Here is a 13,947-nt window from a genome sequence, read left to right as displayed (position 1 = left end):
AGAAATTATCCTATAGAGTGGCTAGATTAGAGTGATTAGATATATAAATAATCTAGCTACTCTATAAGAATGTATAAAGAACTGTATATGTAAAAAACCTGAAAGTAGAATATACTTAAAATTATATAGGGAGATAGTGATTATGATATTTGGAAGTATAAATCATAGTAAGACATATTCAACATTACACGAAGACTTACTTAAGTGTTTTGAATATGTTAAAGAAAATTCATTGATAGATTACGAAAAAGGGACTCATACAATAGATGGTGATGATATCTTTGTAAATATTGTTGAGTATAAAACTTGTGAAAAAGAAGAAAGATTCTGGGAAGCTCATAAGAAATATATAGATGTACACTTGATGCTAGATGGATGCGAAAGAATAGATTTGAATTTTATAGAAAATTTAGAGCAAAAGACATATGAAGAAGATAGTGACTTTTTGCCTCTTGATGGGAAAAACAATGGCTATGTTGAACTTAGAAAAGGTGATTTCTTAGTATGTTATCCAGAAGATGCACATATGACAGCAATAAAAGTTTCAGAAAAAGAAAATATAAAAAAAGCTATTTTTAAGGTTTTGGTTAGATAATGAAAATTTATATAACTACTAAGGCTGAAAATAGTGATTTAACTTTCAGCGATTAGTGATATTTCGTAAATTTTAGTTAGATTACTATTTTCAGCCTTAGTTTTTTATAAGAAAGTTTAAATAGATATTAAAAGGTTTAGAATTGTATAGAGGAGTTAATTTATGGATAAAATAGATGTATTTTTATTAATAGGACAAAGTAATGCGAGAGGTTTAGGAAATCCAAAAGACAGTGTTATTCCAAATGAGAATTGTTTTGAATACTTAAGTAGCAACGAGATTATAAACATGAGATGTGAATTAGAGACTTCTGAAGGAGATGGTACTATAGCACCTGCATTTTCAAATGAGTGGAATAGACTTACTGGTAATAAAGTTTGTTTTATACACAATGCAAAGGATGGGTCAAGAATAAAAAATTGGAATCATGATAATAACTGGTTTTTAAATGACACTATAGAAAAATTTAATGCAGGGTGTAATACTTTAAGCAAGAATTATAAAATAACAAATAAATATGTTATTTGGATTCAAGGTGAAAGTGATGCAAAGTATGGTAGTGATGTTTTATACTATAAAGAGAGTCTAAAAAAAATTGCATATAGACTAAAGGAAGAATGTATCATTGATAAAATGTTTGTTAGTTTAACTGGTTATTGGCTTGGAGAAGATGAATATTTTGTTAGAACAAGACGAATTGCAGCAGCACAAGAATTTGCTTGTAATGAATGTGACATATTAAGCATAGGAAGCAAAATTGCTATGAAATTTCATGACCAAGGTCTAACTATTGATGATGTACATTATAGTCAAGAAGGTCTTAATATGTTGGGAGAAGATTTATGTAAGAATATTTATAAATATCATATAACTGAGAAAAAAATTATATTAAAGGATACCATAGATTTATCAGAAGCGAGAAAATATATCTGTGAGTTGGAAAAAATAAATAAAAAATTCATGTAATATAAAATTTTAATTAGTAATATTGGTTATAAAAATAATTTGTATGGAGATATGTTATGAAAAATTACGTTTGTATAGATATTGGAGGTACTTCAATAAAATATGGATTTATTAAAGAAAATGGGTTAATAATCGATAAATCAAGTTTAGATACTGAAGCAAAAGAAAAAGGTGGACCAGGAATATTATCCAAAATAAAGAAAATAGTTAAAAAATATATGAAAGAAAACAATATTGATGGGATATGTATATCAACTGCAGGTATGGTTGACCCAAGTGAAGGTAGGATAGTATTTGCGTTAGAAGAATTAATTCCAAACTATAAAGGTATGGAATTAAAGAAAGAGATAGAAAAAGAATTTAATATAAAATGTGAAGTTGAAAATGATGTTAATTGTGCTGGTCTTGGTGAAATGTGGCTTGGAGCAGGTAAGGGAGCAACTTCTTCTATATGTATGACAATAGGTACTGGTATTGGTGGTTGTGTTATAATAAATAATAAGCTTATAAATGGATTTAGTAATAGTGCTGGTGAAGTAGGATATATGAATATGAATGGAAGTACTTTCCAAGAACTAGCATCAACTAGTAGTTTGGTAAAAAAATTAGCAAAAATAAAAAATATGGATGAAAATGACCTAAATGGGAAAATAATTTTTGATTTAGCAAAGAATAATGACGAAGATTGTTTAAAAGAATTGGATAATATGATAAAATCATTAGCAATTGGTATTGCAAATATATGTTATGTAATAAATCCTGAAGTTGTAATTTTAGGTGGTGGAATAATGGCACAAGAAGAATTTCTAAAACCTAAAATAGATAGAGCATTAAAGGAGATTCTTATAGAAAGAGTTTATAAAAATACTAATGTAGAATTTGCAAAGAGACAAAATGATGCAGGTATGCTTGGGGCATTGTATAATTTTTTAAACAAAATATAGAGAATAGAAGGTTTTTTAATGAGTATTTTAGAACAATTGGAATCACCAACTTTTAAAGTTACAAAGTCAGATAAATTATTGATAGCTTATATAAAGGAAAATATAGAGGATGTATTTTATAAACCAATATCACAAATTGCTAAAGAGAGTAATATTGGTGAAGCAACTATAACTAGATTTGTTAAAAAAATGAAGTTTAATGGGTTGCAAGACTTTAAAGTTACTTTAGCGCAAGAAATATCAAGTAGTAATAAAAAAAATATTATAAATAAGAATATACAAAATGATGAGCCAGCTTTAGATACAGCCAAGAAACTTTTAAACTCAAATATAACTACTTTAGAGAATACTGTTGAGATAATCAATAGTGTAGATGTTCATGACTGTGCAAGACTTATAATAAATGCTAAAAAGGTTTACTTTATTGGTATTGGATATTCAGGTATAATAGCACAAGATTCAAACTATAAGTTTATGAGAATTGGGCTTAATTGTGTAAGTTTTGATAGTAGTCATACTATGATAATGATGTCTTCTATAATGGAAGAAGGAGATTTAATAGTTGCAATTTCTCATTCTGGGGAAACTGAAGAAATTATAAAAACTGTAAAACTTGCGAGAGCTAATAATGCTAAAATTATATCTATTACTGAAAATAAAAATTCTGAATTAAAGGATATTTCAGATGTGCACTTATCTTATGTATCTGGGGAAACTGTATTGGAAACTGGTTCAATATCCTCTAAATTGGCACAATTTTTTATTATTGATTTAGTATATACACAGGTAGTAAAAGAGCTTTCAAATGAAGCTATTGAAAGAAAAATCAAGACTACAAATGCTATAAAACTGTTTAAAAATGAATAAAATCAGATATTTGTAATACTTTATGTGGTTTTCTTAAAAATTTAGTAATGGGGAGATTTTACATGTCTAAATTAAAAGACTATGATATTGACAAAGTAATACTTTTTAATAATTTATGTAGTGAAACTAAGAATCAACTTAAGGAAAAAGCTAAACTAAAAAGATTACAAAGAAAAGAAATTTTATTTTATGAAAAAGAACAATTGGACAGAGTATACGTACTTTTAGATGGAAAAGTATCTATTTTTAAGATAAGCGAAAATGGTGAGAGAAAGGTGATTTTTATATTAAATAATGGAGAAATTATAAATGACATTACCTTTGATTTTACGAAGAATTCTGCTGTTGGATGTGAGGCATTTGAAAATTCAATTGTGTCTTATTATAGCATTGAAGAATTTACAGAAATTATGAAAAATGATTTTCAGCTTACAAAAGATATTATTTCTTATATGGAGAGAAGGACAAGACGTTTATATAGACAGTTAAAAAATTCAATATCTATAAAAGTAGATAAGAAATTAGCAGCAAAATTGTATAGATTAAGTAAAGAGTTTGGAATTTATTGTGGAGAATGGACCTTATTAAATGTAAATCTTACAGTTACATATTTAGCTGATATGCTTGGCTGTAAAAGAGAGACAGTTTCTAGAATGATAAAAGTATTGCAAAAAGAAGAACTTATAAAGATTGATAATAAAGGTTTTTATGTAAAAGAAGCCGAACTATCAAAATACTTTAAAAATAATTAATTATAATTAAATAAAGATATTATTAAGAGAATCTATCCATAGATTCTTTTTTATTTATCTAAAATGATAATATTTGCCTTAAGTTTATTGAAACAGCTTAATTCTGATAGTATAATTAATTTAATATGAACAGTAAATATACAGATGTTGACACAGCTTCTATACTCAGAAAGGGATGTATCAAAATGAAAAATAAAAAATTCATAGGTTATGCTTTAGGTTTGATTTTTATATGTGTATTTGTGATGTTTTCTCTTTGGGATTTTACCTATAATGTTAATTCATTAGTAGAAAAAAGTAAAAAGATGCATTTAGAAGAGTTGTCATTGCAAAGTTCAAATACTATAAATGTTAAGCTTAACTCACTAACAAAGTTTATAAATAGTATTTCTAAAATTATTTCAGAGTCAGAGGGTATGAAGAAAGAAGATATAATGAAATTGCTAAATGATGTATCAAAGGAATCTGATTTTGAAAAAATCTATATTGCATATCCAGATGGTACAGCCTATACAGGTGATGGAAAGGTCTATAATATATCACAACATAGCTATTTTAAGAAAGCAATGAAAGGGGAAAGCAATATTTCAGAAATCATAAAATCATCTGTTAACAATGAAAATAGTTTTATAGTAGCGTCTCCTATGTACAAAAATGGTAAAGTGATAGGTGTTCTGTATGGTTCTTATTATACAAGTAAATTAAGTGAATTTATAGATGTGACTAGTTTTAATGGAGAAGGAAGTACATATATATTTGAAAAATCAGGAAATCTTGTCTTAAAATCTACTCCAGGAGAAACTGATGACACCATAAATAATGTTAGCGATTTTTTTGATTTTATTTATGTTAGAGAAGATTACAGTTATAAAAACTTTATTGAAGATATATCAAATAAGAAAAGTGGATTTTTAGAATATAAATTCAAAGGAAAAGAGGAATATGCCACGTATACTCCAGTTGGTATAAATGATTGGTATGTATTGTCTTTTATTCCAAAGACTTTGATAGTGAAAGAGATTTCTAAGATAAACAAACTTGCAATTATATTAACAACTAAAAACTTCATAGCACTTTCAATTTTGATTTTAATTGTATTTTATAAAGAGAAAAAATCCAAAGAAAAGCTTGTAAAAGCAAATCTAGAGATATCTTCACTCACTAACAATATACCAGGAGGTGTTTTTAAATGTAGTGTAGGTGAAAAATATGAATTTGTGTTTTTAAGTGATGGATTTATTAACCTGTTTGAATATACTAAAGAAGAGATAAAATCCATGTTTAATAATAATTTTTATGATGTAATTTATAAAGATGATGTAGATAGAGTGAAAAATGAATTTGCACTTCAAATATTAGAATCAAAAGTAGTTGAAATAGAGTATCGAATGATTACTAAGAGTGGGAATTTTGTGTGGGTTGTAAATAAGTGTGAGCTTATAAAAGATTCTGATGGAAAAGAGTATTTCTACTGTGTGTTGGTTGATATAACAGATTTAAAAAAAGTAGAAGAAGAACTTAAGATTAATGAAGAAAGGCTTAGAATAGCCTTATCCAAGACTTCTAACATAGTATTTGACTATTATATGCATACAAAATCTATACATGTCTCTAGTGATGTCTCTTTAATATATGGATTACAAAAAAATATTGAAAATGGCATAGAATATTTTATAGATTCTGGGATAATACATCCTGACTTTGTTGATGTGTTTAAAGAATCTTTTAATAAAATGGAAAAAGGTGAAGAAAGTGTAGTATCTGTAATAAAAACAAGACTAGTCAATGGAAAATATATATGGAATAGAATGACTCTAACGAATCTATTTAATGGAGCAGAAATTCCAATTAGAGCGATAGGTCTACTAGAAGACATAAATGAGCAAAAAAAAGCTGAAATGCAATATAATCAAGAAGAGCAATATAGAAAAGCTATGTTGTCTGAAGCAATTGCTATATATGAAATTAATTTTTCTCAAGATAAATTTATATCAAGTAATATAAAGCCTGATAACAATTTAGGCTTAAGACCTGCTGGAAAATATTCTGAAGTAATGGAGGCTATTGTTGACGATATAGTTTTTATTTCAGATAGGGAAAACTTTAAAAAAGTATTTTATTATGAAAATGTCTTAGATTCATATAATAAGGGAGTAAATGAGTTAAAGTTAGAGTATCGAAGATATGACATTAATGGTAAGATTTTATGGGAACTTTGTACAATGCATTTACTTAAAGACCCCCAAAGCAATCAACTTAAAGGATTTGCGTACATTAAAGATATAGACAAACAGAAAAAAGAAGAGATTGAGCTTAAATTTAAAGCTGAACGTGATATATTAACAGGAATTTATAATAAAGGTACAACTGAAACTCTAATAAAGAGATTTTTGAGTTTAGACAGAGTTAAAGAAAGTAGTCATGCATTTTTTATTATTGATTTAGACGATTTCAAAGCTATTAACGATAATTTAGGGCATGTCTTTGGTGATAAAGTATTAGTTGAAGTATCAAAAAAATTAACTTCTATTTTTAGAGAGGATGATATAATTGGACGTATTGGTGGAGATGAGTTTGTAGTTTTCATAAAAAATATGAAGAATATAAAATTTATTGAAAACAAAGCGATTGAGCTATGTAATGCATTTAGAAATTATTATACTGGAGAAAATAAGTCATATAAAGTTTCTTGTAGTATTGGAATATCTATTATGCCAAATCATGGAACAACTTTTATTGAATTATATGAAAAAGCAGATAAAGCTCTTTATCATTCAAAAAATCAAGGAAAAGATAGATTTATTATATTTAATGACTCTATTTAAAGTTTAAATGCAAATGGAGGGCTTAAATTTTTAATATAAAGAATATTAAGTTGAATAAGAATATTTTAACTATCTTGATATGATTTAGTTATAAATGGAGGCATATTATGAATGGAAAATATAGATTTACTATTACTATGGTTATTTTTTTACTTATATTAAATACATCATTTGTTTTAGCCACTTCTGAGAAAGAAAAAGTAAGGGTTGGATATTGGCCTAGTTATGGAATTTCTGTTACAAAAGATGGTCAGTTATATGGATATACATATGATTATATGAATGAAATCGCTAAAATAAATAATTGGAAATTAGAATATATACCTTGTGGATGGAGTCAAGGTCTAGAAATGCTTAAAGAGGGAAAAATTGATATATTTGGAGCATTGCAAAAGGATGAAGAACGTGAAGAATACTATGATTATACAAATTTAAATTTTGGATATGAATATGGAGCATTGTATGTGAACTCCAAAAACAATACAATATCTTATAATAATCTAAAAGAGATTGATGGAAAAGTAGTAGGTACAGTTTCAGATAATCATTTTAAAAGTGTATTTGATGAATACTGTAAAAAAAATAAAATATCTGTAAAATATAAGTACATAGAAGGTGCAGAAGAACTTCAAAAGGAACTTGAAAAAGGAACCATTGATATGATACTTACAGGAAGCATTAGAGATATACCAAATACAAAGGTAGTATTACGTTTTTCATCAGAGCCTATCTATTATGCAACAACTAAGGGAAACAAAAAAATACTAGATGGTTTGAATTATGCATTAAATGAGATTAAGCGAGAAGATATATATTATGATGGTAATTTATTTAATAAACATTATAAGAGTACTGCAATAGCTACAGAAGTATTTACTTTGGAGGAAAAAGAATATATAAAGAAACATCCTGTAATAAAAGTTGTATCAGGTCCTGATACGTCACCACTATCTTTTTATGATAAAAATACAAATTCCTACAAAGGTATATCAATAGATATATTAAAATCAATTTCAAATAACTCAGGTTTAAAGTTTGAGTATATAAAGGTAGATAATTTTTCAAAGGGTTTAAAAATGGTTGAAAATGGTGAGGTAGATATTTGTGCAAATATGTTTATGTCACGGAGTACTGAGTTAGAGCATAATATTATATTTACTGATGGCTACCTTGAAACTACCATGTTAGGTTTGGCAAAAAATGATATTAGAATGGATGAAAAAACTAAGGTAGCAATGATTAAATGGACAGGGATAGAATCATTCGTAAAAGAATATTATCCAAATCAAGAAGTAAGTTTTTATCCAAATGCTAGTAAATGTATTGAAGCTGTCAAGAAAGAAGAAAGTGATGTATTTATAGGAAGCAACTATATCCTAAATAATATAATTAATACTGAAGAATCTGATGGGCTTATGTTTATGCCAATAAAAAATCAAGTCGTGGATATTGGAATAGGGGTTTCTGAAAAAGCAAATCCTGCATTATTGTCAATACTCAATAAATCCATCAATAGAGTTACAGAAGAAGAGGTTGCAATTGCAGTTACAGGCAGTACGAAGTACTTAGAGCATACAGTTACTCTATTAGATTTTATACAGCATAATATTATGGCATTTATTTTGATAATATTATTTATTATATTTATAGTTTTTGGAATATTTATTGTAAATTATAAGGTACAAATGAATAAATTAAAAAAGATAGCATATGTTGATGAAGTAACAGGTATAAGAAGTCTATTGAAATTTAAAATTGATGCTAATAAGCTTTTTGAAAAATATGGAACGTATAACTTTGTTATATATTATATTAACATAGATAAATTTAAATATATAAATGATATGTTTGGTTTTGAATTTGGAGACAATATTTTAAAATATATAGCAAGAAAAATAGGTGAAAGTATTTTTAAGGATGAAATATATGCAAGATTATCAGACGATAGATTTATTGTAATGACTAAAAAAAGTAATATAGAAAATTTAAGAAAAAGAGCAAATGATTTTTTTGAGATTGTGAATAGTGATAAAGAAAATACATTTAAAATAGATATAATACTTAAATGTGGAGCGTATTTAATTGATAAAGATGATGTAAATATTGATGTAATGATTGATAGAGCTAAGATAGCTTGTCAAACAATAGAAACCAATTATAAGAGTAAAGTTGCTTTTTATGATGATAAAATAAGGCTTTCTATACTTCGTGAAAAAGAAATTGAAAATAATATGGATAATGCACTTTTAAATAAAGAGTTTGTAGTTTATTTGCAACCTAAAATTAACCTTATAACAGATGAGATTGTAGGTTCAGAGGCTCTTGTTCGTTGGATTCATCCAATTAAGGGAACTATATCGCCTAATGATTTTATTCCACTATTTGAGAAAAATGGATTTATAGAAAAACTTGATTTGTATGTTTGGGATAATGTCTTTAGTACAATGTCAAAATGGATAAAAAATGGAATAAAGCCACCACCAATTTCTATAAATGTATCAAGAATTCATTTAAATAATAGAAATATAGTAACTAGTTTAAAATCTTTAATAAATAAGCATAATATACCAGCGCATCTAATAGAACTTGAGTTAACAGAAAGTTTATTTTTGTCAAATATAAGCATGCTTTTAGATATTTTAAATGATTTGCATGATATTGGATTTATTGTATCTATGGATGATTTTGGAAGTGGATATTCTTCACTTAGTCTTTTAAAAAAATTACCAATTGATGTATTGAAGATTGATAGAGAATTTTTAAATGAGACAATTACATCTACACGTGGAGAAAAAGTTATAAAGAATATAATTACATTAGGTAAGGATTTAGATATGCTAATTGTAGCTGAAGGAATAGAAACTGAAGGTCAATTAAATTTATTAAAAAATGCAGGCTGTGATATTGGACAAGGATTTTACTTTGCAAGACCTATGGATATAGAATCATTTGAAAAGCTTGTATTTAAAAGAACAGATTTTTAATTTAAAGTTATAAATAATAAAGAAATATTACTAGAGTTTAATAAACTCTAGTAATATTTTTTTTATTATTTTTAAAACTGTGATAATTATCACAGAAGTATCTAAAATAAAGTGTTAAGATTTAAACAAGATAATAAGTAAGCAAAACTAAAATATAAGAAAGGTGATAAAAATGAAATTAAAATTAGATTCATCCAAATTCAATGAAGGTCTGAATTTCCTAAAAAAAGACTACAAAATATTTGCACCAGTCATAATGCCATTTAAAGGTACTTTTTCAGATACGGACATGATAAGATACAAGGAAGTAAATACTTTTGAAGAAATAGAATTTGCTCAAAAATCAAACTTTTCACCAAAAGAAGTAGTGCTTCCTATTAATCAAGTCTTATTTTACTTTACTGAAAAAGAATTTAAGGAAAGCGATTTAGACAATAAAAAGATTTTAATTTTTCTAAGAGCTTGTGACATAAATGGAATAAAGAGACTCGATGAAATATATTTAAATAATGGAGAAGAAAAAGATTATTTTTATAAACATATTAGAGAAAAAATAAAATTTGCACTTGTAGGATGTAAAGAGAGTTTTAGAAATTGTTTTTGTGTAAGTATGGATTCTAATAAAACTGATAACTATTCACTTGGATTGAATATAGAAGGAGAAACATTGTACTTAGACATAAAAGACAATGAATTTGAAGTATTTAATGGAGAGCCATCAGAATTTGATGTTAGTCATGTAACAGAAAATTTAATTTCTATAGATATACCAGAAAATATTGATTCTAATGAGATAATAGGAAATCCAATATGGGATGAATATGACACAAGATGTATTGGATGTGGAAGATGTAATTTTGTATGTCCAACATGCTCATGCTTTACAATGCAGGATATTTTTTATAAGGAAAATGAAAATGTAGGTGAAAGAAGAAGAGTTTGGGCTTCATGTCAAGTAGATGGATATACAGACATAGCAGGTGGAAATTCTTTCAGAAAAAAACAAGGAGAAAGAATGAGATTTAAAACTATGCATAAAATAAATGATTTCAAAAAAAGATTTGGATATAACATGTGTGTTGGATGTGGAAGATGTGATGATGCATGTCCACAATATATATCATTTTCAAAATGTATAGAAAAAATAAATGATTTAGTAACTAGTAAGGAGGAGATATAAATGAACTCATATATACCAGTAAGTGCAAAAATACTAGACATAGTTAAACATACTGATAAAGAATGGACATTCAAAGTGAATTGTGATACAAAAGGGGTTCTGCCTGGAAAATTCTATGAAATATCTATACCTAAATATGGTGAAAGTCCAATATCAGTATCAGGATATGGAGAAGATTATATTGATTTTACAATAAGAAATGTAGGTAAAGTTACTAGTGAATTATTCAATTACAAAGAAGGAGATTCGTTTTTTATAAGAGGACCTTATGGAAATGGATTTGATGTATCTTTATATGAAGGAAGAGAAATCGTAGTAGTAGCAGGAGGAAGTGCATTAGCTCCTGTAAGAGGAATAGTTGAATATTTTTATAATAATAAAGATAAGTGTGAAAAGTTTAAATTAATAGTTGGATTTAAATCACCAAAAGATGTTCTATTTGCAGAGGACTTAAAAAGATGGAGTGAAAAATTGGATATTTTAGTTACTGTGGATGGAGCTGATGAGGGTTATAGTGGAAATGTAGGATTAGTAACAAAATATATTCCAGATTTAGATATAAAAGATATAAATAATACTTCTGCAATTGTAGTTGGACCTCCAATGATGATGAAATTTACAGTAGGAGAGTTTTTAAAAAGAGATTTAGACGAAAAAAATATTTGGGTTTCTTATGAAAGAAAAATGTGTTGTGGAATAGGAAAATGTGGACACTGTAAGATGGATGATACTTATATATGTTTAGATGGACCAGTATTTGATTATTCATATGCTAAAAATCTTATTGATTAGGGGGTGGAGTTTGTGATAAGAGATTTAAATACTAAAAAAGTAATGAAAAATGCTTATAGAATTACAAAAACAAAATATAAAACTTCTTTAAGAGTTAGAGTGCCAGGAGGTCTTATTGACCCTGAAAGTTTAATCACAGTTTCTAGGATTGCAAATGAATATGGTAATGGTCAGATACACATAACTACAAGACAGGGATTTGAAATCTTAGGAATAGATATGGAAGATATGGAAGAAATAAATAATATCATACAACCTGTTATTGAAAAGATGAATATAAATCAAAGTGAGAAAAATGCAGGTTATCCAGCAGCAGGTACGAGAAACATAGCTGCATGTATAGGTAATAAAGTCTGTCCAAAAGCGCAGTATAATACAACTGAATTTGCAAAAAAAATAGAAAAAGCAATTTTTCCAAATGACTTACATTTTAAAGTGGCATTGACTGGATGTCCGAATGACTGTATAAAAGCTAGAATGAATGACTTTGGAATTATAGGAATGACCTTACCACTATATGAAAAAGATAGATGTGTGAATTGTGGAGCGTGTGTAAAAAAATGCTCAAAACTATCTGTTGGAGCATTAAAAACAGAAAATAATAAAGTAGTAAGAGATGGAGATAAATGCATAGGTTGTGGAGAATGTGTACTAAATTGCCCAACAAATGCATGGACTAGAGATGAAAAAAAATACTATAGATTAGCTATAATGGGTAGAACAGGTAAGAAAAATCCAAGACTAGCAGAAGATTTTCTTTTATGGGCAGATGAAGACAACATAATAAAAATAATACTTAATACTTACAAATATGTAGAGCAATATATAGATAAAGATGCACCAGGAGGGAAAGAGCATATAGGATATATAATTGACAGGACTGGATTCATGGAATTTAAAAAATGGGCACTTGAAGGTGTACAATTTGAAGAAATAACTAAAGTACATGAAAATATATACTGGAGTGGTGTTAAATATCTATAAGTAATAAAAAAATATATTTAAATAAATTATAAATTTAATAGAAGGAAGAGGGAATTATGCATAAAGAAACTTTGGATAAATTAACTAACGCAGCTATAAATAAAATAAATTTATTAAATACAAGTAAGATAAAATATTTAGTGTCTTCTGCTTTTGCAGGACTTTATGTAGGTATCGGTATACTTTTGATATTTACTATTGGAGGGATTTTGACAGATGCAGGTTCTCCTATGACAAAGATAATGATGGGGTTATCGTTTGCAGTAGCACTTAGTTTAGTTGTAATGACAGGAACAGAGCTGTTTACTGGAAATAATATGGTAATGTCTGTAGGTATGCTAAATAAAGGGGTAAGTATAAAAGATACTTCTAAAATATGGATATACAGTTGGGTAGGAAATTTAATAGGAGCTTTAATTTTAGGTATAATGTTTGTAGGAACTGGTTTAGTAGATAAAGGTCCTGTAGCAGAATTTTTTGCAAACACAGCAGCAGCCAAGGCATCTATGCCATTTATGTCTCTTTTCTTTAGAGGAGTTTTGTGTAATATCTTAGTTTGTGTCTCAGTTTTATGTTCATTTAGAACTAACAATGATAGTGCAAAAATAATTATGATATTCCTATGTTTATTTGCTTTCATAACAACAGGGTTTGAACATAGTGTAGCGAATATGACAATCTATAGTGTTTCATTATTTTCTCCAACAATTCAAACAGTTAGTATTGGAGGAGCTATTTATAATTTAGTAGCAGTAACACTTGGAAACATTGTTGGAGGAGCTTTATTTATGGGACTTGGTACTTACATACTAGGTAAAGAAAAAATTAAACAAGTTTGCTAGATAAATCTTACAACGTCCTCAATAAGTACAAATATTGTATTATTGAGAGCGTTGTTTTTAATTTTAAAAAAATATTTGAAAGAAAAAACGTATGCTGGCATATGAATATATATGTTATATATGATTATAAAGTTCGTTAATATATGAATTAAAATTAGAATTATAAATAGAAAAATTAGAATCCTCACGTAGAAAAGACGATTTTGAATACGATAA

The 13,947-nt window shown here is 27.1% G+C and carries 11 protein-coding genes; all 11 read left to right on the top strand.

Annotated features, from left to right (window positions below; all coding sequences use genetic code 11):
• The first annotated feature begins 142 nt into the window (after positions 1–142).
• The 11 genes from IC758_RS11885 (at position 143) to IC758_RS11835 (ending at position 13,731) form a co-directional block, all read left to right on the top strand.
• Positions 143–595: a YhcH/YjgK/YiaL family protein gene (locus IC758_RS11885; protein WP_227860451.1), complete on the top strand. Its 453-nt coding sequence runs from the start codon at positions 143–145 to the stop codon at positions 593–595.
• A 162-nt stretch (positions 596–757) separates the two neighbouring features.
• The gene (locus IC758_RS11880; RefSeq protein WP_227434922.1) at positions 758–1,561 is read left to right on the top strand and encodes a sialate O-acetylesterase; all 804 of its coding nucleotides are present in this window, start codon (positions 758–760) and stop codon (positions 1,559–1,561) included.
• A 56-nt stretch (positions 1,562–1,617) separates the two neighbouring features.
• Complete coding sequence (locus tag IC758_RS11875; RefSeq protein ID WP_227860450.1) at positions 1,618–2,505, top strand: ROK family protein; 888 nt, start codon at positions 1,618–1,620, stop codon at positions 2,503–2,505.
• Between the two features lie 18 nt (positions 2,506–2,523).
• Positions 2,524–3,372: a MurR/RpiR family transcriptional regulator gene (locus tag IC758_RS11870; protein ID WP_227482491.1), complete on the top strand. Its 849-nt coding sequence runs from the start codon at positions 2,524–2,526 to the stop codon at positions 3,370–3,372.
• 62 nt (positions 3,373–3,434) lie between these two features.
• Complete coding sequence (locus IC758_RS11865) at positions 3,435–4,124, top strand: Crp/Fnr family transcriptional regulator (protein ID WP_227434918.1); 690 nt, start codon at positions 3,435–3,437, stop codon at positions 4,122–4,124.
• Between the two features lie 185 nt (positions 4,125–4,309).
• Positions 4,310–6,949, top strand: a complete 2,640-nt coding sequence (locus tag IC758_RS11860) for a diguanylate cyclase domain-containing protein (protein ID WP_227434916.1) — start codon at positions 4,310–4,312, stop codon at positions 6,947–6,949.
• 107 nt (positions 6,950–7,056) lie between these two features.
• Complete coding sequence (locus tag IC758_RS11855) at positions 7,057–9,933, top strand: EAL domain-containing protein (RefSeq protein ID WP_227860449.1); 2,877 nt, start codon at positions 7,057–7,059, stop codon at positions 9,931–9,933.
• Between the two features lie 172 nt (positions 9,934–10,105).
• Entirely contained in the window at positions 10,106–11,113 is a 1,008-nt protein-coding gene (asrA, locus tag IC758_RS11850) for an anaerobic sulfite reductase subunit AsrA (protein WP_227860448.1), read from the top strand.
• Positions 11,114–11,905, top strand: coding sequence for an anaerobic sulfite reductase subunit AsrB (gene asrB, locus IC758_RS11845; RefSeq protein ID WP_227434905.1), 792 nt, complete (start codon positions 11,114–11,116; stop codon positions 11,903–11,905). It abuts the gene before it with no gap.
• Positions 11,906–11,917: 12 nt separating this feature from the next.
• Positions 11,918–12,889, top strand: coding sequence for a sulfite reductase subunit C (gene asrC, locus IC758_RS11840; protein ID WP_227434903.1), 972 nt, complete (start codon positions 11,918–11,920; stop codon positions 12,887–12,889).
• Positions 12,890–12,945: 56 nt separating this feature from the next.
• Complete coding sequence (locus tag IC758_RS11835) at positions 12,946–13,731, top strand: formate/nitrite transporter family protein (RefSeq protein ID WP_227434902.1); 786 nt, start codon at positions 12,946–12,948, stop codon at positions 13,729–13,731.
• Positions 13,732–13,947 lie beyond the last annotated feature (216 nt).

Source organism: Clostridioides sp. ES-W-0016-02, from assembly GCF_020641035.1.
Classification (GTDB): Bacteria; Bacillota; Clostridia; order Peptostreptococcales; family Peptostreptococcaceae; genus Clostridioides.
Note: the sequence above shows the minus strand (reverse complement) of the source record. Positions and strands in the feature narration are given on the sequence as shown.